This is a genomic window from Phyllobacterium sp. YR620, assembly GCF_900104165.1.
GTDB classification, from domain to species: Bacteria; Pseudomonadota; Alphaproteobacteria; order Rhizobiales; family Rhizobiaceae; genus Phyllobacterium; species Phyllobacterium pellucidum.
In genome coordinates this window covers 46,293-72,045 of record NZ_FNJP01000001.1, presented here as the reverse complement: position 1 = coordinate 72,045, position 25,753 = coordinate 46,293, and the positions used below count along the sequence as shown (strand labels likewise).

Sequence of the window (25,753 nt, the reverse complement as noted above, 5' to 3'; positions counted from 1 at the left end):
GAGAAGACACCCCTCCGAACCCGTTATTGCCCGTTCAAATCCAGTGTGGAATTAGCGCGTCGCGGCCGTCGCCGCGAGATAGTACGGGGATGCTATTGAACCGTGGATGACATCGCGGTTACGTGACCCCTCCTAGTGAGTGTGGATGTATCACCTTATCCGGTAAGACTGGCGTCATGCATACATCGATCCATCCATCCCGGCCTTCATCCAGCACCACCGTTATCCACCACCACCGCCGTCATCCTCGGGCCTGACCCGAGGACCCAAACTACGTTGCGGAGCCACACACGCATCCGAATTGAAGGTGGATCCACGGGACAACGCCCGTGACGGTGGAAATAGGGTATGGCGGGGCAGCGGCGGAGGATGCCGGGAGACGGTCGATCCAAAGATGACGGCGGCCGGTGCCAGAACTACGCGACGTCAGCCCGCCAGCTTTGCGGCGTCTGCCGCAAGCCTGGTGATTTCGTCCCAGTTGCCGGCTTTGACATGCTCTTCCGGCGCAACCCACGATCCGCCGACACAGACGACGTTCGGTAGGCTCAGATACGTTCTGGCGTTGGCGGCGCTGACCCCACCCGTGGGGCAGAACATGGTGCCAGAAAGCGGGGAAGCCAGCGATTTCAGGAAAGTCGCACCGCCTGCCTGCTCAGCCGGAAAAAACTTCAGCATCGTATAACCTTCCTCGCGCAGCGCCATGATCTCGCCGGGCGTAATCGCGCCGGGCAAAAGCGGTACGTTGCTGTCCCTCGCGGCCTCGATCAGCTGCGGCGTTGCCCCGGGGCTGACGATGAAGCGAGAGCCCGCAGCGCTGGCCTCCTCATACTGGCGCGCATTGAGTATCGTGCCCGCGCCGACAATCGCTTCCGGCACTTCCGCGGCGACTACGCGGATGGCGTCAAGGGCGGCGGGCGTGCGCAGGGTGATCTCGATCGCCGGCAGGCCGCCCTTGGCAAGCGCCCGCGCGAGCGGCACGGCGTGCGCAACATCGTGCACGAGGATGACCGGAATGACCGGTTGGCCCTTGAGGACGGGTAACAGCAAATCGGTCTTCTGGGGCATGTCATTCTCTCCACTAGCCTTGGGTTTAATCGATTTAGTAGCGCGGGGCGGTTTTGTCCATCGAAACCCGGAAATACTGGCAAACAAGTGCGACGAGAGTGTGAGGCGACCGCGTCGATTTGCCAAAATGCTTGAAATCCGCCTGCCGGCACAGTAGTTGGAGGCGATCATGACAGACCATTCTTCAAACCTGCCCTTCAAAGTGGCCGCGCTCTATCGCTTTGCGCGACTGGATCACTACCAGTCGCTGCAGCAGCCGCTGGCGAAGCTTTGCTGCGGTCTCGGCATAAAGGGAACCCTGTTGCTTGCCGCCGAAGGTGTCAACGGCACTGTTGCAGGATCGGCCTCAGCCATCCAACAGCTTGTCGATTTCCTCAATGCCGAACCTGCTATCGCCGGCATGGAGTTGAAATACTCCTATGCCAGCGAAATGCCCTTCAAGCGCATGAAGGTGCGGCTGAAGAAAGAGATCGTCACGATGGGGGTTGCTGATATCGATCCCTTGCAAAGCGTCGGCACCTATGTGGAGCCTGAGAACTGGAACGCGCTCATCGCCGCCCCGGATACGATCCTCATCGACACGCGCAACGATTACGAGACGGCCATCGGCACCTTTACCGGGGCAGTCGATCCGCAGACAAAGACCTTCCGCGAATTTCCGCAATGGGTCGAAGACCACCGCGACCAACTGGAAGGCAAGAAGATTGCCATGTTCTGCACGGGGGGCATTCGCTGCGAAAAGGCGACGGCTTTCGTCAAGGGCCTCGGTTTCGAGGACGTCTTTCACCTCAAAGGCGGCATCCTGAAATATCTCGAGGACGTGCCGGCCGAGGAAAGCCGCTGGGAAGGCGAATGCTTCGTCTTTGACGAGCGGGTGTCGGTCGGTCACGGCCTTGTCGAGGGCGAGGCGGAGCTTTGCCACGCCTGCCGCAATCCGGTCGCACCCGAGGACAAGCTTTCGCCGCTGTTCGAAGAAGGCGTTTCCTGCCCCCATTGCTATCATGAGCGAACCGAGGCTGACCGTGCCCGATTTGCCGAGCGGCAGAAGCAGGTGCGTCTTGCCCGTGAGCGTGGCGCCAAAGAGCACATAGGCTCGTAATACCGCGCCGCCGAAGCCCGGACGACAAATCTCCTTCCTGTCATTGCAATGCCATGAACCCGGTCCTAACTAAGCCAGGCCAGTTCATGCAGCCAAAGAGGAGATTAGCATGCTTGATCCGAAGAAGATTCTCGATGATTTCCTTGGAAGCAATATCCCCGGCGTCGGCACGTCCGTGCGGGACACTGCGGGCAAGGCGACTCAGATGGCAAAGGACAATCCGCTGGCGGCCGGCGCGATAGCGGCTATCCTGCTTGGCACCGGAACTGGCCGGGACGTGGCGGGCGGCGCCCTGAAGCTCGGCGGTCTCGCTGCCGTGGCGGGCCTCGCCTACAAAGCCTATCAGAACTACCAGTCGGGCAAGACGCCTGCCGAGGCCGAGCAGCCGACGACGCTCGATGGCGAGCTCTTGCCTCCGCCGAATGACTCGAGCTTCCATCCCGAAACCGCGCCGCAGGGCGAGCACGAATTTGCGCTTGTGCTGGTGCGCGCGATGATTGCGGCCGCCCGTGCCGATGGACATGTCGATGACGAGGAGCGCAAGCGCATTGCCGACAAGCTCGCCCTTTCCGGCCTCAACAGCGATACGCAGGCGTTTCTCACGAACGAACTCAATGCGCCCGTCGACCTCGATGCAATCATTGCCGCGGCCGTCACCGACGCGCAGAAAGTTGAGCTCTATACGGCTTCCCGCCTTGCGATCGATCCGAAGACCCGAGCCGAACGCGGCTATCTCGACCTGCTTGCAGGCCGGCTGAAACTGCCGGACAGCCTGATCGACCATATCGAGGCGACGGTCGCGAACGCCAAGGCGAATACGGCCGCTTGAGGCGCGTTTCTGCGTAGAGGGATTCGGTGCCCTGTTTTTGGATCGTCGGGCTCTTGTCCTGGGGACCATGACCATGCGGCTCAAGCCGTCCACGCATCGGTTGTCATAGAAGTGGATCCTCGGGACAAGAGCCCGAGGACCCATGAATAAAGACAGAACCACGCGCATCCGCCATCAAGGTTGATCATCGCAAAGTCCAAGGACGAGCATGCGGCCTTTCGCACTCTTGCAATAAAGCCTGCCCGCTCTACGTTCCACCGCGCAAGCGTGGAGTATGTATATGGCAATTTCAGACGAGGCCCGGGTGGCGGTGCGCAAGCCCGACGATCATCCGGCAATCGAAACGTCGAAGGTCGGCGTTCTTCTCGTCAACCTTGGAACGCCCGATGGCACCGACAAGGTTTCCATGCGGCGATACCTTGCCGAATTTCTTTCGGACAAGCGCGTCATCGAGTGGCCGCGGGCCATCTGGCTGCCCGTGCTCTACGGGATCGTGCTCAACACGCGCCCGAAGAAATCCGGCGCGCTCTACGACAAGATCTGGAACCGGGAGCGCAATGAGTCGCCCCTGCGCACCTATACGCGTTCGCAAAGCGAAAAACTCGCCGCAGCGCTTTCCGCCCATCCCAATGTCGTCGTCGACTGGGGCATGCGCTATGGCCGGCCCTCCATCGAGGAAGCGTTGCAGCGGCTCGACCGGCAGGGCTGCAAGCGTATCGTCATGTTCCCGCTCTACCCGCAATATTCGGCAACGACCACGGCGACGGTGAACGACAAGTTCTTCGAGGCGCTGGTCAAAATGCGGTTCATGCCGGCGACCCGCACCGTTCCCTCCTATCAGGACGAGCCGGCCTATATCGATGCCCTGGCGACGTCGATCGAAAAGCACTACGCGTCGCTGGGCTATGAGCCCGAATTGCTCATCGCTTCCTATCACGGCATCCCGCAGAGCTACTTCAAGCGCGGCGATCCCTATCCATGCCACTGCTGGAAGACGACGCGTCTGCTGCGCGAACGGCTCGGCTGGGGCGAAGACAGGCTTATCACCACATTCCAGTCGCGCTTCGGCCCGGAAGAATGGATGCAACCCTATACCGACAAGACGTTGGAGCAGCTGGCCAAGGACGGCGTGAAGTCCGTCGCCGTCTTCAATCCGGGCTTCGTTGCCGATTGCCTCGAAACGCTCGAGGAAATTGCCGGCGAAGGCGCGGAAATCTTCCATCACAATGGCGGGGTGAATTTCACGCATGTCCCCTGCCTGAATGATTCTGAGGAAGGCATGAAGGTCATCGAGACCCTTGTGCGCCGCGAATTGCAGGGCTGGATTTAGAGGGACCCCGCGGGCTCGCTCGAATCGCTGCTTTGGTCTATCTTGCGCTTGCCGGCTCACGGGCGGTAACGTTTCGTAACGCCGCTTGAGCGGCTGTCGGCCAGGGAGAGCAGCATGCCGTTGAGCGGATTCGACTTCACCATACCGGTTCTGGTCATCCTCGTGCTCGTGGTCCTGTTTGCCGGCGTCAAGACGGTGCCGCAGGGCTATAATTACACCGTCGAGCGCTTCGGCCGCTATACGCGCACGCTCGCGCCGGGTCTCAACCTGATCGTGCCCTTCTTTGACCGCATCGGCGCCAAACTCAACATGATGGAACAGGTGCTTGACGTTCCGACCCAGGAAGTCATTACCAAGGACAATGCCAACATTGCCGTCGACGGCATCGCCTTCTACCAGATCCTCAACGCGCCGCAGGCTGCCTATCAGGTGAGCGGCCTGCAGAACGCCATTCTCAACCTGACGATGACGAATATCCGCACCGTCATGGGCTCGATGGTTCTCGACGAACTTCTCTCCAACCGCGATGCGATCAATGACCGGCTGCTACGCGTCGTCGACGAGGCGGCGCATTCGTGGGGGATCAAGATGACCCGCGTCGAGATCAAGGATATCAACCCGCCAAAGGATCTGCTCGATTCTATGGCAAGGCAGATGAAGGCCGAGCGCGACAAGCGTGCGGTCGTTCTTGAAGCCGAAGGCACGAGGGCGGCGCAGATCCTGCGTGCCGAGGGTCTGAAACAGTCGCAGATTCTCGAGGCCGAAGGGCGGCGCGAAGCCGCCTTCCGCGAGGCAGAAGCGCGCGAGCGCCTGGCTGAAGCCGAGGCCAAGGCGACGGAAATCGTCTCTGCCGCCATTGCCGGCGGAAACGTCCAGGCGCTCAACTATTTCGTCGCCCAGAAATACACCGAAGCCTTCGGCAAGTTTGCCGGAAGCCCCAACCAGAAGATCATCTTCATGCCGATGGAAGCGTCTTCACTCGTCAGCACGCTGGGGGGTATTGGCGCGCTTGCACGCGATGTCTTCGGCGACGGCGCGCAACCGGCGTCGCCGTCACCCTCGACGCCACCGGTGCGCGGCCGAACGGTACCCGGCACCGGCGGAACGAATAGCTGACGCCCGGCGAAGGAGCACAGCCATGCTTGAGCGCCTTTTTACCGAACTTGGGCCATGGAACTGGGTGGTGCTCGGTCTCGTGCTGATGATCTTCGAAGTGGCGGCGCCCGGCATCTTTTTCTTGTGGTTCGGCATCGCAGCCATCATCGTCGGCGGGCTCGCGATCCTCTTTGCCGAGGCATTTGGGCTTACCTGGCAAATACAGGTCATCATCTTCCTTGTGCTTTCCGTAATTGCCGTCTTCATCGGCCGCAAGCTTATCGGCGCGACAGATGCCGTCTCCGACGAGCCATTGCTGAACCGCCGCGCCGAACAGATGGTCGGTCTTGTCGTCACGCTGGAGGAAGCAACCGTCAACGGACGCGGCAGAGCCCGCGTAGGCGATAGTCTGTGGCGGGTTAACGGGCCGGATCTCGCCGCCGGCACGCGCGTGCGCATAACCGCCGTCGATCATGGGATCCTCGTCGTCGAAGCAGCCTAGGCCGCTCCAATACGCAACAGGTCGTGGAAGTGCACGATCCCGACCGGATAGTTCTTCTCGGTCACGATCAGGGCGCCAATATTGTGCTGGTTGAGAAGCGCAAGGGCGGCGCTCGCCAGCATGGTCGGCGGCACGGTCTTCGGATCGCGCGTCATAATGTCTTCGACATTCATGGCGATGAGGTTGCGATGCAGGTTACGCGACAGATCGCCGTCGGTGATGATGCCAGCGAGTGTGCCTTCCTCGTTCTGCACCGCAATGCAGCCGAAGCGCTTGGCTGCGAACACCTTCATCGCGTCGGGAATGGGCGTTCCGAGCGGAACAAGCGGTATCTGGTCGCCGCTATGCATGATCTCGCGTACATGGGTCAGGCTGGCGCCAAGCGACCCGCCCGGATGAAACGTCTTGAAATCCCCGGCCGTGAAGCCGCGTGCTTCCAGCAATGCGATGGCAATCGCATCGCCCATGGCAAGCTGCATCAGCGTCGATGTCGTCGGCGCAAGACCATGCGGACAGGCTTCCGTCACGCGGGGCAACAGCAACACAACATCGGCGGCGTTCGCCAAGGCCGACGTCTCACCGGCCGTCACCGCAATGAGCGGAATACGGAAGCGCATCGCATAACTGACGATGCCCTTGAGTTCGGCCGTCTCCCCCGACCATGACAAGGCAATGATCGCATCGTCGACGGCAATCATGCCGAGATCGCCGTGGTTTGCCTCCGAGGGATGCACGAAGAACGCCGGGGTTCCGGTCGAAGCAAATGTCGCCGCAAGTTTCGAACCGATATGGCCGCTCTTGCCGACCCCGGTCACGATGATCCGCCCGCGGATCGAGGCGATCTTTTCGATGGCGCGGCAGAACGGTTCGGCCAACGGGCCGCCGAGCGCTTCGCTCAGCGCAACGAGACCGTCGGTTTCGGTTGAGATGGTCCGTTTGGCGGATTCGACCGCTGCGGATTTGTCGAGATCGGTGTGATTGATAGCCTGCATGGCGAGAACCGTTAGCGCTTTGCATCCCGGCTGTCCAATTTTTGTTCAAGGCAATGCCCGGGAATGGCATCCCAACCACCGCGAATTAGCAGGTCATTAACCATGCCTCTTTACCATCCCTCAACGTTCGAACTCATTGGCAAACCTGCATATGCATCCTCGGCACCCACGTTTGGAAGCCCCGCCCGGCGGCAGCTTCAGACCTGCCAGCATCTTCTGTCTCCTGACAGCGCTGCTCGGCACGACCGTGCTTGCCCCCCACGCACTTGCCCAGCAACAGGCCCCCCTGCGCGGTCCGGTCGGCGAAAATGTGCTGCAGGCACAGAGCAATGGCAGGCGCATTCTCGCCCAGAATACCGTTCCGCCGCCGGGAACCCCACCTCCCGACAGCGGTATCCCCTCGCGACCCTACGAACCCTTGAGCCCCGGCGCGCTTCCGCCTGTGACGGGCGATGAAGGTCTTGGCCTGCGCGGCGTCCCGCCGGACAGCGATCTCCTGCCTTCCGGCCCCGCCGATGACAGCAACAATCTTGGCGCGCAGTCACCGCCAGTCGACCAGTTCGGACCGATTCCCGAGGACAGGGCGGCACGCACTGTGGCGTCGCGTCGCGTCCGCGCGGCTGTTGACGAGGAGACGACCAATTCGATCCCAAACCCGCCGATCGAGCAGAACCGGGAGGCGAACCCGCCGGCGGGCCCGGCCGAGCGCGACAATCTGCCGGAACCCGCCATCGAACGGCGCGCCATTCGCCCCGATCCAGAACCTTTTGCGCCTTTTGGCATTAGAGCCGGCACGGTAACCCTGCGCCCGTCAATCAGCACGGGCCTCCGCGCCACGACCAATGCCGACGGCAGTTCCGATGGGTCCGGCGCGCTTTTGTCGGAAACGCGCCTGCGCGCCCGCGCCACGACCGATTGGTCGCGTCATTCCGCCTGGCTGGATTTTGATGGCCTCTACGACAAATCCCTCGTCGGTGAGGACTATTCGGCGCCCAATATCGCCCTGCGCAGCGGATTTCAACTCGACCTCGGCGCGCGCACCACGGTAAAGGGTGAGGCCGGCTATCGCTACCGGCAGGAAGACCCAAGCGCGCCCACGACGATCGTCGGCACGTCGAATCGCCCGGCCGTGCAGGATGTCGACGCCAATCTTGGGGTGCGCCGGGAATTCGGCCAATTCTTCGCCGACGTCAAAGGCAATGTCGACCACACCACCTACGGCAATGCCGAATTCTCCGACGGCACCACAACGAGCCAGAAGGACCGGGACAATACGTTTGCGAGTGTCGCGCTGCGCGGCGGCTTTGAAATGTCGCCGGCGATCAAGCCGTTCGCCGAGGTAGAAATCGGCAAACTGATGTATGACGAGGCGGTGGATTCCAATGGTTTCCGCCGCTCCGGCATGCGCACGGGGCTACGCGGCGGCTTCGAGCTCGATATCCGTGAAAAGCTGACGGGAGAACTCGCGCTCGGCTACCTGCGCCAGGACATCGAGGACGATCGCCTTAATGCTGTTGAAGGTCTTAGCGTTGATGGGGCGATCAAATGGTCGCCGCGGCGAGGGACCGACGTCGATATCGGCCTTCTCACCCGCATCGAAGGAGCGACGGCACCCGGCGATAGCGGCTCTGTTTTCTATGAAGGCACGGTCGGCATCAAGCGGCAGGCGCGCGCCAATCTCGATCTCAAGGCTAATCTCTTCGTTTCGCTGCGCGACAACAAGGACGATACCGGCTGGGACAAGGGTTTCGGTGCCGAGATCGGCGCTACCTATTGGTTCAACCGCTTCTTCGGTCTTGATATCAGCGCCCGTCACGAACTGACGCGCAGCGAGGTGGACACCCGCAATACGAACGAGACCAGCATATTCGTAGGGGTCACGCTGCAACGATAGCGCCCATGGCGAGGCCGGCCCTGTGCGTCCGGAAGTCAGCGGCACTCCGCGACTGACACCGCGTTCGTACACCCCACTGCTATCTACCCACCACGACCGTCATCCTCGGGCTGTTGTCCCGAGGATCAATCACCACGTGGTCGAGCCATCAACGCAGCAGCCGTCATAACAGTGGATCCTCGGGACAAGGGCCCGAGGATGACGGCGAAGAGGGTAAGGGTCCGTAGGATGATGGAGAGATCGGGAATAAACCATTTGGTGCGGCCGTTATGCCAATAGAGAAGAGCGCGACGACGCGTTTGACAGGAACGGCGGCGACGGCATCGTCTCGTACGTGAGAGCCACAAAGAGCCCCCCACACTACCAGTCATCCATCCACCACTGCCGTCATCCTCGGGCCCTTGTCCCGAGGACCCACGATGACGGCAGATAGGGTAAATTTCCTCGACTGCGTAGCAGACCTCGGACACGGATGACTGTGGAGGGGTAAACCAAGCGGCAAGCCGCCCGACGAGGCTCCCCGCCACACGCCCCCTCAGTCCTTAGGCTGGATCGTCTTCAGCATATTGCCGATATTGTCGATGACGCCCCCGCGGATGTCGTTGCGCCACAGGGCGAAGGCAACATTGGCTTCGACGAAGCCTTCCTTCGAACCGGTGTCATAGGTACGTCCCCGGAAGTGGTAGCCGAAGAAGTCCTGTTCCTTCGTCAACTTCAGCATGGCGTCGGTCAACTGAATTTCATTGCCTGCGCCCCGCTCCTGATGCTCGAGAATGTCGAAGATTTCCGGCTGGAGGATGTAACGGCCATTGATGTAAAGATTGGACGGCGCCGTGCCCTTGGCCGGCTTCTCGACCATCTCGGTCAATTCGAAACCCTTGCCGACCGGCCTGCCCTGACCGACAATGCCGTATTTATGCGTTTCGGCCGGATCGCATTCCTGCACGGCGATGACATTGCCGCCTGACTGGTTATAGAGCTCCACCATATCGGCCATGCAACCGGTCGATTCGGGCTGCATGATCATGTCAGGGAGCAATAGCGCGAATGGCTCATCGCCGACGATGTCGCGTGCGCACCAGACCGCATGGCCAAGCCCCATGGGCACCTGCTGGCGGGTGAAGCTCGTTGTTCCCGGTCCCGGCTGGATGCCTTGGAGTTCCTCGAGAAGTCCGGTCTTGCCGCGTTCTGCGAGCGTGGCATAGAGCTCGTACTGCGCGTCGAAATAATCCTCGATGACAGCCTTGTTGCGTCCGGTCACGAAAATGAAATGCTCGATGCCGGCCTCGCGCGCCTCATCCACCACATATTGGATGACCGGCTTGTCGACAACGGTCAGCATTTCCTTGGGAATGGATTTTGTCGCTGGGAGCACGCGGGTACCAAAACCCGCAACTGGAAAGACGGCCTTACGGATTTGCTTTCTCGTCGTCATCGTTACCTCGTCAGTGTTGCACGCTTCGATTACTGACGATGCATTCTGCACAAGATGCAAGCGAACAGTATCATTTCAAATTTACGCATAAACTTGTACAAAACCGCCGCCGGCTCTGGGTTTATGCGCTAGACAATTCGGTCTCAAAGACCCAAAATACATAACGCTGTAAAATAAATATTCGTTGCCGTTGTTAATGTAGCCTGGCAGCGCGCGTTTGCCGATGCATGGTAAACCAATTCCTAACTTTGCCATGTCTATTTTATCGTTTGACCCAAAAATGTGGAAACACAGTTCGAGGAGAAAACATAATGGTGAGTTCAACGGGGTTCGCACGGCGCGTCATGATCGCTGCAGCGGTTGCATGCCTTGGATTGGCAGGATCGACGGGGATCGCCGCAGCCGATGCGAAGTTCCAAAGCTGGATACAGGATTTTCGCGCAACCGCGTTGAGCAGCGGCATTTCCGCTGCCACCTACCAGCGTGCCTTTGCCGGCGTGACGGAGATCGACCCGGAAGTCCTGCAGAAGGCTCAATTTCAGCCGGAGTTTACCGAACCGGTCTGGGGCTATCTCGACAACCGTGTGAATGAGCATTCGGTGCAGACGGGCCGCGAAATGGCGCGCAAGTATAGCCGCTGGCTTGGGGCGATCGAAAAATCCTTCGGAGTCGATCGCAATATCCTGCTTGCCATCTGGTCGATGGAAACCAATTTCGGCGAGATCATGAAACGCGACGATGTGATGCGCGACGCGGTGCGTTCGCTTGCGACGCTTGCCTATGCCGATCCGCGACGGGCAAAATATGCGCGCACGCAACTTATCGCAGCGATGAAAATTCTGCAGACCGGTGACATCGACCGCAGCCATCTGACGGGTTCGTGGGCGGGCGCGCTCGGTCACACCCAGTTCATTCCGACCAGCTATCTTGCATACGCGGTGGACATGGACGGCAATGGCAAACGCGACATCTGGAATTCCGTACCCGATGCGCTCGCTACGGCCGCAAACCTCTTGCGCAAGAATGGCTGGGAGAGTGGCCGCACCTGGGGCTATGAAGTCGTCCTGCCGGCCGGCCGCAAACTCCCCGGCGGCTCGCACACCATCGCCGAATGGCAGCAGCTTGGCGTCGTGCGCGCCAATGGCAAGCCCTTCCCCCGCGGCAGCGAGAAGGCGACGCTGAAGGTGCCGGACGGCCGTGCCGGCCCTTCGTTCCTGATGACACGCAACTTCTTCGTGTTGAAGAACTATAATAATGCCGACAAATATGCGCTTGCCGTGGGTTTGCTCGCCGACCAGATCGCCGGGGCCCCGGGCCTGCGCCAGGACTGGAACCGCCCCTTCACGCCGATCACCATGAAGGAACGCGAAGAATTGCAGAGCCATTTGCGCGAACTCGGCTATTATGACGGCAAGGTCGATGGCAAGATCGGTACGAGCTCGCGGGATGCCATCCAGGCGTTCCAGAAGCAGATGGGACTTGATCCGGACGGTCATCCCAGCAAGGAAGTGCTGACCGTCATCCGGAAAAAATAGTTAAGTGACGCAGATGATTGGGTTTGGCAGGTACAGATTACGTTCGCGCGTTGGTTCACGTCCCGCTCTCCTGCCGGCCTGCCTTGTTGCCGCGCCAACCGTCCTTCGGTCGCCGTCGCTGCTTGCAATCGCCATTGCCCTCGCCGGCACCTTCCTCTTCATCGAACATGCAACTGCGCGCACGCTGCTCGACATGTTGTTCGGTCCGCGCATCTACCGCGAAAATACAGACCGCCTGATCGATGACGGCAGGCGCGCCCGCTCGCCAAGCAAGAGCAGGCCGCCGCTAAAGCGCGCCCGCCCGCGGCCGGACACGGTAAGGACATCGCCGGTTCCAAACAGCGAGGCTCCGATCCAGGCGAAATTGCCCGACGCAAAGCCGGTGCTGGTCGTGGGCGACTTCATGGCCGGCAGCCTCGCGGAAGGGCTCGATGCCGCGTTCATTGATGCACCGGGCGTGCGTGTCATCGACAAGGCCGATGGATCTTCGGGTTTCGTGCGCAGTGATCATCGCGATTGGCCGGCTTCCATCGGTGAAATGATCGCCAAGGAAAAACCGGCCGTGGTGGTCATCATGATTGGGGCCAATGATCGCCAACAATTCTCCGACGGCAAGGTACTTCTGACCGACGACTGGACCAAGGAATACCAGGCGCGGATGAACGGCTTTCTCGATGCGGTGAAGAAGGCGGGCCAACCTGTCGTATGGGTGGGCCAGCCTGCCTTCAAATCGAAAAGCATCACCAACGACGTCCTCGCATTCAACGACTTCTATCGCAATGCCACCGAAAAGGCGGGGGGCACCTTTGTCGATGTCTGGGATGGTTTTGTCGATCAGAGCGGCAACTTCACCCTGTCCGGCTTCGATGTTTCCGGCCAGACGGCGCGTCTGCGCAACAATGACGGTATTGGCATGACTGCCGCCGGTAAACGCAAACTGGCATTCTATGTGGAAAAGCCGCTGCGGCAGATGCTCGGCAATGCAACATCGCCGGACATTGCCGCGATCAAACCGGGGGCTCCGGTACAGGCGCTGACCGGCGCGCCGGGGGCGCCCTCCAAGATCGACCGGCTTGCGCCGGTCAGCCTCAACGATCCGGAACTGGACGGTGGCACCGATCTGCTCGGCGCTGCTCCCCGTCCGGCAGTTGGCGGCGACAAATCTGCGCGCGACCGGCTGGTCATCGACGGCGTAGCGCCCGAGGGGCAGCCCGGCCGGGTCAACGATTTTTCATGGCCGAAACAATGAGGCCTCTATCGCCATTTCTTCTTAAGACGGAGTCTTCGCTTCGGCCTCGGATGGTGCCTTGACCGGGATATAGATGACCGGCATCGGTTGAGGCTGATCGCTGGCGCTGGTGGCGACGGAAGCCTTTGCGGGCGCATCACCCTGAACGGCAGCTTCCGTGACATCGTTGCATGCGGCTAGGCCAAGCAAGGCGGCAGCAAGCAGAATTCTCAAATACATTGGTTAAATACTCCACGACAAACTGGTCTATGAACGGTCTGGCGACCTAAATCAATTAGTCAAAAGTTTAATACTGATGGGTCTCGGGCTCGGGCTCGGTAAAGCCGCAATCGACAGGGTTTGCGACCGGCACGCGATTTAAGACGTGCCGGCCCTTTGCGTCAGCGGGGGAGGACCGAGGAACCCATGATCGCGGCGTCGATGGCATGGGCAGCCTGGCGGCCTTCGCGAATAGCCCATACGACCAGCGACTGACCGCGGCGCACGTCACCGGCGACGAATAGCTTGTCGACACTGGTCCGATAGTTCTTGTCGTCGGCGGAGACGGATCGATTGCCGCGCCGGTCGGCGCGCATGTCGAGCGAGCCCGAGAGCTCCTTGACGATATTGTTCTCGAATGGGCCGGAGAAGCCGATGGCGATGAACGCAAGATCGGCCCTGATGAAGAAGTCCGTTCCGGGGATCGGCTTGCGCACCTCATCGACTTCGCAGCACTTCACATGGGTCAAGCTGCCGTTTTCGCCGATGAATTCGAGCGTCGCCACCTGGAATTCGCGATCCGCGCCTTCAGCCTGTGAGGATGATGTGCGCATCTTGGTCGCCCAGTAGGGCCAGACGCTGAGCTTGTCTTCCCTTTCCGGCGGCTGCGGGCGAATATCGAGCTGCGTAACCTTTACAGCGCCTTGGCGGAATGCTGTTCCGACGCAGTCGGACGCCGTGTCGCCGCCACCGACCACGACTACATGCTTGCCCGACGCGACGATTGGATCGCTCGGCCAGGCGACCGACTCGATGTTCTCGCGGCCTATGCGCCGGTTCTGCTGGACGAGATAATGCATGGCGTCGTGGACGCCCTCGAACTCCGCGCCGGGAATGCCGGCGGGACGGGGGGTTTCGGCGCCACCGCAGTAGAGCACCGCATCGTAGGTATCGATAAGCTCCTGGACCGGCTTGTCCACGCCAACGTTCACGCCGCAGAAGAAGGTTACGCCCTCGCCTTCCATCTGCGCGATGCGCCGGTCGATGAAATGCTTCTCCATCTTGAAATCGGGGATACCATAGCGCAGCAGACCGCCCGGCCGGCTTTCCCGCTCGTAGACGTGAACCTCGTGCCCGGCGCGGCCAAGCTGCTGGGCGGCGGCAAGGCCTGCCGGACCCGAGCCGATGACCGCGACATTCTTGCCGGTCTTGGCAAGAGCCGGCTGTGGAATGATAAAGCCCTTTTCATAGGCCTTGTCGGCAATCGCCTGCTCCACCGTCTTGATCGAAACCGGTACGTCCTCGAGATTGAGTGTGCAGGCTTCCTCACAAGGCGCGGGGCAGATACGGCCGGTAAACTCCGGAAAGTTATTGGTGGAGTGAAGATTGCGGATCGCCTCGTCCCAATTGTCGTTGTAGACGAGATCGTTCCAGTCCGGAATCTGATTGTGGACCGGACAGCCCGTCGGTCCATGGCAGAATGGTATGCCGCAATCCATGCAGCGCGCCGCCTGCTTCTTCACTTCGCTATCCGACATCGGGATCGTAAACTCCCGGAAATGCCGTATGCGATCCGACGCAGGCTGATACTTGCCAACCTGCCGGTCGATTTCGAGAAAACCTGTAACCTTACCCATAAAACTTCTCTCCCTCGCCTCTCGGGGGACTACCCTCGCCTTTTCAGGGGTTAGGGCAGCATTCGCCCATGCCGAGCGTCTTTGATGAGACACTCGAAGCATGGTGCTTGTTGACTTTATTCGGCTGCGACGCCCATGCGCATGCGCTCCATATCTTCGAGCGCGCGACGGTATTCGACCGGCATGACTTTCACGAATTTCGGCCGGAAGCTTTCCCAATTGTCGAGAATTTCCTTCGCCCGCGCCGAACCGGTGTAGTGCATGTGGTTCGAAATCAGCTGTACAAGCCGTTCTTCGTCGTGCCTCGTCATATTGGCCGAGACATCGACGCGACCCTTGTGCATGAGATCGCCGCCGTGATGATGCAACTTTTCGAGAATGTCGTCCTCTTCCGGAACCGGTTCGAGTTCGACCATCGCCATGTTGCAGCGCTGCGCAAAATCGCCGGCTTCGTCGAGTACATAGGCGACACCGCCCGACATGCCCGCCGCGAAGTTGCGCCCGGTCTGGCCAATGACGACGACAACGCCGCCGGTCATGTACTCGCAGCCATGGTCACCCGTGCCTTCGACGACGGCAATCGCCCCCGAGTTGCGCACGGCAAAACGTTCGCCGGCGACGCCGCGGAAATATGCTTCGCCCTCGATGGCCCCGTAAAGCACGGTATTGCCGACGATGATCGAGTTTTCCGGGATGATCCTGGTGTTTTCCGGCGGGCGAATGACTATGCGTCCGCCGCAAAGGCCCTTGCCGACATAGTCGTTGCCGTCGCCGATAAGATCGAACGAAATGCCCCGCGCGAGGAAGGCGCCGAAGGATTGCCCGGCCGTCCCATGGAATTTGACCGAAATGGTCTCGTCCTTGAGCCCCTTGTGCCGGTAGCGCTTGGCCACTTCGCCCGAGAGCATGGCACCGGCCGAGCGGTCGACGTTCTTGATGTCCATCTCGATCCTGACAGGGATCTTGCTTTCGAGCGCGGTCCTTGCCTGCTCGATCAGCTTGCGATCGAGAATATCGACGATCGGATGGTTCTGCCGCTCGGTCCACCGCGTCTTTTCTTCGGGCGCCTCGGGCTTGTGGAAGATGCGGGTGAAGTCGAGACCCTTGGCCTTCCAATGTTCGATCGCCTCGCGCTTCTCGAGGAGTTCCGTCTTGCCGACGATCTCTTCGAGCCGGGTGTAGCCCATTTCGGCGAGGAACTGCCGTACCTCTTCCGCCATGTAGAAGAAGAAGTTGATGACGTGCTCGGGCGTACCCTTGAAGCGCTTGCGCAATACCGGGTCCTGCGTCGCGACGCCGACCGGGCAGGTGTTGAGGTGGCACTTGCGCATCATGATGCAGCCCGCCGCGATGAGCGGCGCTGTCGAGAAGCCGAACTCGTCGGCGCCGAGCAGGGCACCGATGATGACGTCGCGTCCGGTGCGCAGACCGCCATCGACTTGCAGTGCGATGCGCGAGCGCAAGCCGTTGAGCACGAGCGTCTGCTGCGTCTCGGCAAGGCCCATTTCCCACGGGCTGCCCGCATGCTTCAGCGAAGTCAGGGGCGACGCACCGGTTCCGCCGTCATAGCCGGAAATGGTGATGTGATCGGCGCGCGCCTTGGCGACACCGGCCGCGACCGTACCGACGCCGACCTCGGAGACCAGCTTTACCGAAACATCCGCCTCGGGGTTGACGTTCTTGAGGTCGTAGATCAGCTGCGCCAAGTCTTCGATCGAATAGATGTCATGGTGCGGCGGCGGCGAGATAAGGCCAACGCCGGGCGTGGAATGCCGGGTCTTCGCCACCGTCGCATCGACCTTGTGACCGGGCAACTGTCCGCCCTCGCCGGGTTTGGCACCCTGCGCCACCTTGATCTGCATCATGTCGGAGTTGACGAGATATTCCGTCGTCACGCCGAAACGACCCGATGCCACCTGCTTGATGGCCGAACGTTCCGGGTTCGGCTTGCCGTCCGGCAGCGGGTAGAAGCGGTCTGGTTCTTCCCCGCCCTCGCCGGTGTTGGACTTGCCGCCAATCCGGTTCATGGCGATGGCGAGCGTGGTATGCGCCTCGCGGCTGATCGAGCCGAATGACATCGCACCCGTCGAGAACCGCTTGACGATCTCCTTAGCCGGCTCAACATCGTCGATCGATACCGGCTTGCGGCCCGCATCTGTTGCGACCCTGATCTTGAAAAGGCCGCGAATTGTCTGCGCACGTGCCGACTGGCTGTTTACGAGGTCCGAATATTCCTTGAACGTTGCGGCCGATTCCGTGCGGACCGCATGCTGCAGCTTGGCGACCGCATCGGGGGACCACAGATGCGCCTCGCCGCGAATGCGGTACGCATATTCGCCGCCGACCTCAAGCGTGCTCGACAGGACAGGATCATTGCCGAACGCATCACGGTGACGGCGCACCGTTTCCTCGGCAACTTCCTCAAGACCAACGCCCTCGATGGTTGTTGCCGTGCCAAAGAAGAAGCGGTCGACAAAATCAGTCTTCAGGCCAACGGCGTCGAAAATCTGCGCGCCGCAATAGGACTGATAGGTGGAAATGCCCATCTTGGACATGACCTTCAGGATGCCCTTGCCGATCGACTTCATGTAGCGCGAAACGACTTCCTTGGCGTCGACCTCCGGCGGGAACTCGCCGCGCTTGTGCATGTCGAGCAGGGTGTCGAACGCGAGGTAAGGGTTGATCGCCTCCGCGCCATAGCCGGCGAGGCAGCAGAAATGGTGCACTTCGCGCGGCTCGCCCGATTCCACGACGAGACCCACCGAGGTGCGCAGGCCCTTGCGGATCAGGTGATGGTGGACTGCGGCCGTCGCCAAAAGGGCGGGGATCGGTATGCGGTCCGGACCAACCTGGCGGTCGGAAAGGATGATGATGTTGTAGCCGCCATGGACGGCCGCTTCAGCTCGGTCGCACAGGCGTTCGACCGCACCGGCGAGACCGGCAGCACCTTCATCGACGCTATAGGCTATATCGAGCGTCTTCGTATCGAACCGATCTTCGGTGTGGCCGATGGAACGGATCTTCTCGAGGTCGCCGTTGGTCAGGATCGGCTGGCGCACCTCCAGCCGCTTGCGGCGCGAGGAGCCGACGAGATCGAAAATGTTCGGACGCGGGCCGATGAACGAGACCAGGCTCATGACCAGTTCCTCGCGGATCGGGTCGATCGGCGGGTTGGTGACCTGGGCGAAGTTCTGCTTGAAGTAGGTATAGAGCAGCTTCGACTTGTCCGACATGGCCGAAATCGGCGTGTCAGTGCCCATCGAACCGATTGCTTCCTGGCCCGTCGTCGCCATGGGCGACATCAGGAGGCGCGTGTCTTCCTGCGTATAGCCAAACGCCTGCTGGCGATCGAGAAGGCTCACATCCTTGCGCAGCGCGCGCGGCTCGACCGGGCTCAGTTCCTCAAGAATGAGCTGCGTGTTCTTCAGCCACTGCTTGTAGGGGTGGCGCGTCGCGATCTCTGACTTGATCTCCTCGTCAGAAACGATGCGCCCCTTCTCGATGTCGATCAGCAGCATGCGACCGGGCTGCAGGCGCCACTTCTTGACGATCTTTTCTTCCGGCACCGGCAAGACGCCGGCTTCCGACGCCATGATGACGTAATCATCATCGGTCACGATGTAGCGCGCGGGACGCAAGCCGTTGCGATCGAGCGTCGCGCCGATCTGGCGACCGTCGGTAAAGGCGATTGCCGCCGGGCCATCCCATGGCTCCATCAGCGCCGCATGATATTCGTAGAACGCCTTGCGCTCTTCCGACATCAGTTTGTTGCCGGACCATGCCTCGGGAATGAGCATCATCATCGAGTGCGCGAGCGAATAGCCGCCCTGGAACAGGAACTCCAGCGCGTTGTCGAAGCAGGCGGTATCGGACTGACCCTCATAGGAAATAGGCCAGAGCTTGGAGATGTCGTTGCCGAAATACTCGCTGTCGACCGAGGCCTGGCGGGCCGCCATCCAGTTGACATTGCCGCGCAGCGTGTTGATCTCGCCATTGTGCGCGACCATGCGATAGGGATGCGCCAGCTTCCACGACGGGAAGGTGTTCGTCGAAAACCGCTGGTGGACAAGAGCAAGCGCACTTTCAAAGCGCGGATCCTTCAGATCCCTGTAGTAGGCACCAACCTGATAGGCGAGGAACATCCCCTTGTAGACGATGGTCCGCGCCGACATCGAGACGACGTAGAAATCGCTCTCCTTGCCGCCGTTCTCCTGGTAGATGCGGTTCGAGATGACCTTGCGCAGGACAAATAGCCTGCCCTCGAAATCCTCGTTGGTTTCGATATTGGGGTTGCGGCCGATGAAGACCTGCCGGTGGAACGGTTCGGTCGCCGCAATATGCGGTGCCTTCGACAGCGAGGAATTGTCGACCGGAACGTCGCGAAAGCCAATCAACGACTGGCCTTCCGAAGCGATTACCTCCGAAATGACGGTTTCGATATGCGCCCGCTCTTCCGCATCCTGCGGCATGAACAGGTAACCGACCGCATAATGGTTGACCGGGGGCAACTCGACGCCTTTTTCGGCCCATTCGGCCCGGAAAAACGCATCGGGAATCTGGACGAGCATGCCCGCGCCATCGCCCATGAGCGGGTCGGCGCCAACCGCACCGCGGTGGGTGAGGTTTTCGAGCATGAACAGGCCGTCTTCGATGATCTTGTGCGACTTCACGCCCTTCATATGCGCAACGAAGCCGACGCCGCAGGCGTCATGCTCATTGCGCGGATCGTAAAGGCCCTGTTTTGACGGAATACCCGACGATTTATTGGTTTTGACCGCACGAGTCTGTACGGCCTGAGCAAGTTCAGTCGTTACAGATGGCGTCAAATCCGTCATCGTCAATTCCTCCAATTCGGCCCGTTGCGGGCGGTCAATCTCTCATGGGACGGAATAACATAATTCCGGCCCCGCCTCGGTGCGGCATATCTTCCGGTTGCAGGCTGCGGTCACCATTCTAGGGACGGAAGCAAGAATGCCCACCATCCCGTTTCGGTTCACGCAAATAGGACAGCAATGCTGTCTTATTGTGGTATGCCAGAATAAACGCCATCACACAAGATGGAAAAGTAAAAAATATGCGCACTGCGCGAAACATCATTGCGCAAAAGACCGCCAAAGTATCGCGATAGTTTCGGTTAGGGTGATTTCCGCCAAAAAGGCCAAGGAAAACAGCTGCTTCCCCCGCAGCCTCGTGCGAGCATGGCTTTCCACGCGTCTGCTAAAGGGATATGCCAGCGGCATCAGATCGTACTGCAGGACAATCTCATGCATTTTGCTTCCGACAACTGGGCCGGCGCCCACCCCAAGATCGCTGAAAGCCTGGTCAAGAATGCAGGCGGCTTTGTGCCGGCCTATGGGTCGAGCGCGCTCGACAAGGCAGTGGAACAAACCTTTTGCGAGATATTCGAACGTGAGGTCGCGGTTTTCTTCGTTGGAACCGGCACGGCGGCCAATTCTCTGGCCCTCGCAAGCTTTGCCAGGCCTGGCGGGATGACATTCACGCACCGGGAAGCACACCTTATTGGCGACGAGGCCGGGGCTCCCGAATTCATCAGCGCAGGCGCGCGCCTGCGTCCCGTCGATGGGCCGACCGGACGCATGGATTTGAATAACCTCAGATCCGCTCTTGAACCCGTTACGCCCGGTAACGTCTTTATCGGTCAGGCGATGGGCGTGTCTATTACCCAGGCCACCGAGATCGGAACGCTCTACGAACTCGCCGACATTGCCGCCATCTCCGCGCTCTGCCGCGAGCACGATCTGCCGCTGCATATGGATGGCGCCCGCTTTGCCAATGCGTTGGTCTCGCTTGGGTGCTCGCCGGCAGACATGACCTGGCGGCAGGGTGTGGACATCGTCTCGTTCGGCGGTACCAAGAACGGCTGCTGGTGCGCCGAAGCGCTGGTGTTCATGGACCCGGCAAGAGCGGAGGGCTTCCCCTTCCTGCGTAAGCGCGTCGCCCAACATTTTTCAAAATCGCGTTTCATCGCCGCCCAGTTCGAGGCTTACTTCGCCGGTGGCCTATGGCTGGAACTTGCGGCCCACGCCAATGCCATGAGTGCACGCCTCGCTGACCATATTCGCGCATCAAAGCAACTGCGCCTCGCCTGGGAGCCACGCGCAAACGAGGTGTTTCCCGTGATGCCAAGAGAAACAGCCGCAAAACTGCGGGAAGCCGGCGCTGTTTTTCACGATTGGCGAGCGCCGCATTTTGAAGGAAGAGTTGCTGCTGAAGGCGAATCGCTCGTTCGGCTGGTGACGAGTTTTGCAACGACGCCGGATGAAGTAGACCGCTTCGGCGCCCTCATCGCATGAAAAAGCGGCGCTTTCACGCCGCTTTCTCCCGTTGTACCTGCCAATCGCTTAGCGGGCGGCTTTAGCTTCTATCTGCTTGGCTTCCGTGTCCGACAGGGAAGTCACGGCAATCTTGCGCGGCTTCATCTCTTCCGGGATTTCGCGCTTGAGATCGATATGCAGCAGGCCGTTTTTCAGGCTGGCACCACTGACCTCGACGAAATCGGCAAGATGGAAGCGGCGTTCGAAAGCCCGCGAAGCAATGCCGCGATAAAGCGTTTCGGCATTTTCATCGGTTTTCTCGGCATTCTTTTCGCCGGTGACCTTCAGCTGGTTGCGATGTGCCTCGATCTGGATCTCGTCCTCCGAGAACCCTGCAACGGCCATGGTGATGCGATAGGCGTTGTCGCCGGTCCGCTCGATATTATAGGGCGGATAGGTCTGGGCGCCTTCCGGCTGAGCCAGCGAATCAAGAATGGTGAACAGCCGATCAAAGCCGACGGTAGAACGGTAAAGGGGTGAGAAATCAACGTGACGCATGTTTAAGCCCTCCTTTAGAGCGACAATGTTTGCGTATTTTGGTTCGATTGAGAGCTCCCGCAGTGGCAAGCCTTCGTAAACCAGCGACCCCGTTATGGCGGTCACAACGTCTATTTGGTTAGGCATTTTCTCGATTTCAAGGGCGCGGCAGGCATCAAAAAGTCCAGCGCCAGCGTGACGATCCCGGCCGCCAGATGAACGCAAAATGAACATGTTCTTCGGAATACGTTCAGCTCGATGCCGCTAAACCTACACTCAATCTGGCATTCGATCCGACACGACAAAGGACTTTGAAATGAAAAAAACCGTTCTTGCGCTCACGTCAGTGGCGCTTCTGATCACCGGCTTCTCGGCTTCAGCTTTCGCCGATGGCCGCTACTACCGGAACAGCGCGCCGGCGATCTACGTGGACGACGAAGATTACAATGATGGCTATCTGGTACAGGACCGCCGCTACTACGAAGGCTACCGCGATGACCGCCGCTACCGGTTCGGACCGCGCGATGTTACCCGCATGCTCGAACGGCGCGGCTACAGGGTGCGCGATGTGAACTTCGATCGCGGTCGCTACTTTGCCCGCACCTCGCGTCGCGGCGAGCCCGTCCTTGTCGTTGTATCTCGCGACGGCGACATTCTTGAAACCCGGCGCATGGGCCGCGATCGTTACTACGACCGTCCGAAGAGCGGGTTCAGCATCGAAATAAATCCGGCTTACTGATCAATCAAGCCGAGATCGTTGCGGATGTAACGTCCCTTCCAGCCGCAACGTATTGACCGGAAACTCCCAGGCAGGGTTTCCGGTCATTCTTTTTCTGGATGCCGCCGTTTGACCTTTAAGGCGGCGCATCCTATCAAAAGCGCATTCAACCATCACATCGAGCGGGCACCGACGTGGACCAGCCAACGCAAACGATCCGGCCCCTTGTCGAAACCGCCGCCAATCCGATACCGGCAGGCACGCGCGTCGAAGGGCTCGATCTCGGCAAGGGCAAGGTGCTGCGCTATGCGATCACCCCCGCCTCCAGCCACCCGCTGCATGGCACGATCATCATTCTGCATGGCCGCAACGAGTGCATCGAAAAATATTTCGAGACGATTGCGGACCTCTCCGCGCGGGGTTTTGCGGTGGCAACCTTCGACTGGCGAGGGCAAGGCGCGTCAAGCCGATATTTACGCAATGCCGCCAAGGGCTTCGTGAAGCGTTTCGATGATTATGCGGGCGATTTCGAGCTCCTGTTCAAGTCCGTCATCCTGCCCGATTGCCGTGGTCCATATTACGTTCTCGCCCATTCGGCCGGAGCACTGGCTGCCCTCGTCGCCGCACCGGCCTTTGCCAACCGGATAAGGCGGATGGTGCTGATTGCACCACTGCTCGACATCAATTCCAGCCGCGCCCGCAAGCTGACCGCGCGGGTCATCGCCAATACGCTGCGTTCAACCGGGCTTGGCGGCACCTATATGCTCGGCGGTCCGCATGTATTGCGCCCGTTTACTGCCAATGAGGTGACATCTGATGTGAGCCGCTACAATCGCAATTGCGGCGTCCTTGAAAGCGCGCCCGAGCTTGCGATCGGTGGCCCGACTGCAAGCTGGATCGTTGCCGCCGCGAAGGCGATCAAGCGCGTAACCAGGCCCGACTACGTCGACACGATCCGCATCCCGACACTCATCGTTGCAGCGGGGGCCGACACCGTCGTCTCGACGCCGGCAATAGAACGTTTCGCCGTGCAGATGCGCAATACGACGCTGCTTACCATCGATGGCGCGCGCCACGAGATCCTGCAGGAAAAGGATTTGTACAGAGAGCAGTTCTTCGCTGCCTTCGATGCCTTCATCCCTGGCACCGGCGGCGACGATGGCTCCGTTCTGGCGGAGGCTGGCGAAGACAGCGAGCCTGCCCTGGATGTCAGCGCCTGAAAACCGACGAGGCGCGCAGGCGCCGCCGCATGTCGTGCTCTACCCGTTCAAAACCTCAAGAGCCTGAGCATGGAGTTCGGCGTTGGCGGCGGCAATGATACTTCCGGCCTTTTCGGCTGGACCGCCATCCCAGGTTGTCACAACGCCGCCCGCCTTTTCGATGATGGGTATCAGCGCAACAATGTCATAGGGATGAAGGCCCGTCTCGACAACGAGATCCACAAAACCCGCAGCAACCATCGCATAGGCGTAGCAATCGGTGCCGTAGCGGGCGAGCTTGACGCGTTGTTCGACGCGATCATAGGCAGTCCGCTTCTCGGCCTTGAATATAGCGGGCGTCGTCGTGAACAATGTGGCATCGGCAAGATCGCGCGTCTTGCGTGTCTCAAGCTGGCGCGTCCCGCCCGGACCCTCATACCACGACGCTTCGCCATCACACAGGAACAGCTCTTTGGTAAATGGCTGCGCCATGACGCCAGCAACCGCGTCGCCATCCACAGTAAGCCCGGCCAGGGTACCCCAGACCGGTATACCGGAGATAAATGCGCGCGTGCCGTCGATCGGATCGATTACCCAGATATGCGAATGGTCGAGATTCTCGCCGCCATATTCTTCACCCAGAATACCGTGGTCTGGATGCTCCGCGTTGATCAGCCCCCGAATCGCTTTCTCCGCCTCCCGATCAGCCTCGGTAACCGGATCAAACCCCGACTCGAACTTGTTGTCGATGAGCGAAATATTGCGGAATCGCGGCAAAGTCTGCTCTGCGGCGACACTCGCAATCCGCTTTAAAAAGGAAAGTTCTACGACCAAAATGGCTCCTCGCGATTAAAACATTCTCATACAGGTGCATTATGGATGAGATTTGTGCATATTATTTGAGCAGTTTCCAACAGTGCACAAAATCATACACAAATTTCTTGACATTTGTGCGACGCAGCATAGAGTTGTGGGTGAACGGGGCGACCTGTTCTGCCCTCCTTGGGCGTTTCCTCCCTAGACTTGGACCGCGCTTCATGCGCGGTCTTTTTTATTGGCCGCGCTGCTATGCGCCTATTCCGCCGCGAGCGGCTGGTCGAGAAAATAAAAATCTGGCAGCGAGACGAGATCGGCAAGAAACTGGGCGATATCCCGCTGTAATTGATCGAACCCGGACTTCTTCTCGTAACTCTGTTCATTGAGATAGAGGCCGCGATTGACCTCGATCTGTAGCGCGTGAAGGCCCTTCAGCGGGCTGCCGTAATGTTCGGTGATATAGCCCCCGGCATAAGGCTTGTTGTGCGCAACGAGGTAGCCCATTTCCCGCAGGAGATGGATAGCGGAGTTGGCAAGTTCCGGCGCGCAGCTCGTTCCGAACCGGTCGCCGATGATGAAATCCGGGCGCATCCCGCTCTCCGGGAAGCGGATGCCTGTCGGCATCGAATGGCAATCCACCAGGACGCCATAGCCGAAGCGCTGTCGCGTGGCCGAGAGGAGGCCGCTGAGCCTGGCATGGTAGGGCTTGTAAATCGTGCCGATGCGATCCAGCGCCTCACCGAGCGGCAATTTCTTTGCATAGATTTCCTGGCCCTCGCCAACGAGGCGCGGCACCGTACCGAGGCCTCCGGCGACACGGGCGGAACTTCCGTTGGCATAGGAGGGCAGCGCCTCCTGAAACATCTTGGCGTCGAGTTCGTAGGGTTCGCGATTGACATCGAGATAGGCGCGCGGAAAGTGCGCCAGCAACAAGGGTGCTCCAAGCGGCACGGCGGAGGCGAACAGTTGGTCGACGAAACAATCCTCGGACCGGCGAATGGTCTGCGGGTCGAGTTGTGACTGTTCGAGGAAAGCGCGCGGGTAAAAGCGGCCGCTATGCGGGGAATTGAAAACGAAAGGAATGCGCTGGTCGGAGGGTTGCCGCACTTCGAACGGCTGGATATCGGTGAAATCGCGCTCGACTGTCATCTTCTGCTTCAAGGTTTCGCGGCAAGGCGGGCTGGTTTTCCCCTACTCTAGTGCAAGTTTCTACGATAGGGAATTGATGAACGGTTCGAAACGGCTTGTCCGCCAACTTTCTCCGGCGTTAAGGCTCAATGCTGATCACACCGTCGACACCTCGACTTTTGCCCCGTTCGCCCTTATTTCTAGCAAATCATTCACGCGA

The 25,753-nt window shown here is 60.0% G+C and carries 20 protein-coding genes; 11 read left to right on the top strand and 9 right to left on the bottom strand.

All coding sequences use genetic code 11. The features are described 5' to 3' along the window. Window positions 1–426: 426 nt before the first annotated feature. Window positions 427–1,065 (bottom strand): 2-dehydro-3-deoxy-phosphogluconate aldolase, encoded by a 639-nt coding sequence (locus tag BLR72_RS00325; protein ID WP_091943979.1) that lies wholly within the window; start codon window positions 1,063–1,065, stop codon window positions 427–429. A 169-nt stretch (window positions 1,066–1,234) separates the two neighbouring features. Here BLR72_RS00325 and BLR72_RS00320 point away from each other — a divergent pair, with 169 nt between their 5' ends. From BLR72_RS00320 to BLR72_RS00300, 5 genes are all read left to right on the top strand, one after another. After that, complete coding sequence (locus BLR72_RS00320; protein ID WP_091943978.1) at window positions 1,235–2,164, top strand: oxygen-dependent tRNA uridine(34) hydroxylase TrhO; 930 nt, start codon at window positions 1,235–1,237, stop codon at window positions 2,162–2,164. Window positions 2,165–2,273: 109 nt separating this feature from the next. Beyond that, entirely contained in the window at window positions 2,274–2,993 is a 720-nt protein-coding gene (locus tag BLR72_RS00315; RefSeq protein WP_091943975.1) for a tellurite resistance TerB family protein, read from the top strand. 280 nt (window positions 2,994–3,273) lie between these two features. Further along, complete coding sequence (hemH, locus tag BLR72_RS00310) at window positions 3,274–4,323, top strand: ferrochelatase (protein WP_091943972.1); 1,050 nt, start codon at window positions 3,274–3,276, stop codon at window positions 4,321–4,323. A 120-nt stretch (window positions 4,324–4,443) separates the two neighbouring features. Beyond that, window positions 4,444–5,439, top strand: a complete 996-nt coding sequence (locus tag BLR72_RS00305) for an SPFH domain-containing protein (RefSeq protein ID WP_172982664.1) — start codon at window positions 4,444–4,446, stop codon at window positions 5,437–5,439. A gap of 22 nt (window positions 5,440–5,461) precedes the next feature. Next, a complete protein-coding gene (locus BLR72_RS00300; protein WP_091943969.1) occupies window positions 5,462–5,920 on the top strand; it encodes an NfeD family protein in 459 nt (152 codons plus the stop codon). Here the strand turns inward: BLR72_RS00300 and BLR72_RS00295 are convergent. Next, complete coding sequence (locus BLR72_RS00295; RefSeq protein ID WP_027229502.1) at window positions 5,917–6,912, bottom strand: KpsF/GutQ family sugar-phosphate isomerase; 996 nt, start codon at window positions 6,910–6,912, stop codon at window positions 5,917–5,919. The genes BLR72_RS00300 and BLR72_RS00295 overlap by 4 nt on opposite strands. Before the next feature lie 172 nt (window positions 6,913–7,084). Here BLR72_RS00295 and BLR72_RS00290 point away from each other — a divergent pair, with 172 nt between their 5' ends. Continuing rightward, window positions 7,085–8,806 (top strand): outer membrane beta-barrel protein, encoded by a 1,722-nt coding sequence (locus BLR72_RS00290; protein WP_175492245.1) that lies wholly within the window; start codon window positions 7,085–7,087, stop codon window positions 8,804–8,806. 535 nt (window positions 8,807–9,341) lie between these two features. Here the strand turns inward: BLR72_RS00290 and galU are convergent. Then, on the bottom strand, window positions 9,342–10,241 hold the full coding sequence (galU, locus tag BLR72_RS00285; RefSeq protein ID WP_091925786.1) for a UTP--glucose-1-phosphate uridylyltransferase GalU: 900 nt from the start codon (window positions 10,239–10,241) through the stop codon (window positions 9,342–9,344). Window positions 10,242–10,552: 311 nt separating this feature from the next. On the opposite strand from galU, the gene BLR72_RS00280 reads away from it, so the two are divergent. Together BLR72_RS00280 and BLR72_RS00275 are read left to right on the top strand one after the other, a co-directional pair. Next, entirely contained in the window at window positions 10,553–11,776 is a 1,224-nt protein-coding gene (locus tag BLR72_RS00280) for a lytic murein transglycosylase (protein WP_091943963.1), read from the top strand. 13 nt (window positions 11,777–11,789) lie between these two features. Continuing rightward, complete coding sequence (locus BLR72_RS00275) at window positions 11,790–13,025, top strand: SGNH/GDSL hydrolase family protein (protein WP_091943959.1); 1,236 nt, start codon at window positions 11,790–11,792, stop codon at window positions 13,023–13,025. Window positions 13,026–13,046: 21 nt separating this feature from the next. Here BLR72_RS00275 and BLR72_RS00270 read toward each other — a convergent pair whose 3' ends face one another. From BLR72_RS00270 to gltB, 3 genes are all read right to left on the bottom strand, one after another. Next, the gene (locus BLR72_RS00270) at window positions 13,047–13,244 is read right to left on the bottom strand and encodes a hypothetical protein (protein ID WP_091943956.1); all 198 of its coding nucleotides are present in this window, start codon (window positions 13,242–13,244) and stop codon (window positions 13,047–13,049) included. Window positions 13,245–13,405: 161 nt separating this feature from the next. Beyond that, a complete protein-coding gene (locus BLR72_RS00265) occupies window positions 13,406–14,860 on the bottom strand; it encodes a glutamate synthase subunit beta (protein ID WP_091943953.1) in 1,455 nt (484 codons plus the stop codon). A 116-nt stretch (window positions 14,861–14,976) separates the two neighbouring features. Further along, the gene (gltB, locus tag BLR72_RS00260) at window positions 14,977–19,695 is read right to left on the bottom strand and encodes a glutamate synthase large subunit (RefSeq protein WP_091943950.1); all 4,719 of its coding nucleotides are present in this window, start codon (window positions 19,693–19,695) and stop codon (window positions 14,977–14,979) included. Window positions 19,696–20,124: 429 nt separating this feature from the next. Here gltB and BLR72_RS00255 point away from each other — a divergent pair, with 429 nt between their 5' ends. Continuing rightward, window positions 20,125–21,174 (top strand): threonine aldolase family protein, encoded by a 1,050-nt coding sequence (locus BLR72_RS00255; RefSeq protein ID WP_091943946.1) that lies wholly within the window; start codon window positions 20,125–20,127, stop codon window positions 21,172–21,174. A 48-nt stretch (window positions 21,175–21,222) separates the two neighbouring features. Here the strand turns inward: BLR72_RS00255 and BLR72_RS00250 are convergent, their stop codons facing one another. Continuing rightward, entirely contained in the window at window positions 21,223–21,693 is a 471-nt protein-coding gene (locus tag BLR72_RS00250; protein WP_027229493.1) for an Hsp20 family protein, read from the bottom strand. A gap of 295 nt (window positions 21,694–21,988) precedes the next feature. On the opposite strand from BLR72_RS00250, the gene BLR72_RS00245 reads away from it, so the two are divergent. Together BLR72_RS00245 and BLR72_RS00240 are read left to right on the top strand one after the other, a co-directional pair. Further along, complete coding sequence (locus BLR72_RS00245) at window positions 21,989–22,411, top strand: hypothetical protein (protein ID WP_051614367.1); 423 nt, start codon at window positions 21,989–21,991, stop codon at window positions 22,409–22,411. 173 nt (window positions 22,412–22,584) lie between these two features. Then, complete coding sequence (locus tag BLR72_RS00240; RefSeq protein ID WP_244506584.1) at window positions 22,585–23,610, top strand: alpha/beta fold hydrolase; 1,026 nt, start codon at window positions 22,585–22,587, stop codon at window positions 23,608–23,610. Window positions 23,611–23,649: 39 nt separating this feature from the next. Here the strand turns inward: BLR72_RS00240 and hisN are convergent, their stop codons facing one another. Next, window positions 23,650–24,423 (bottom strand): histidinol-phosphatase, encoded by a 774-nt coding sequence (hisN, locus tag BLR72_RS00235; RefSeq protein WP_091943944.1) that lies wholly within the window; start codon window positions 24,421–24,423, stop codon window positions 23,650–23,652. 240 nt (window positions 24,424–24,663) lie between these two features. Then, complete coding sequence (locus BLR72_RS00230) at window positions 24,664–25,554, bottom strand: N-formylglutamate amidohydrolase (protein ID WP_091946356.1); 891 nt, start codon at window positions 25,552–25,554, stop codon at window positions 24,664–24,666. Between the last annotated feature and the right edge of the window lie 199 nt (window positions 25,555–25,753).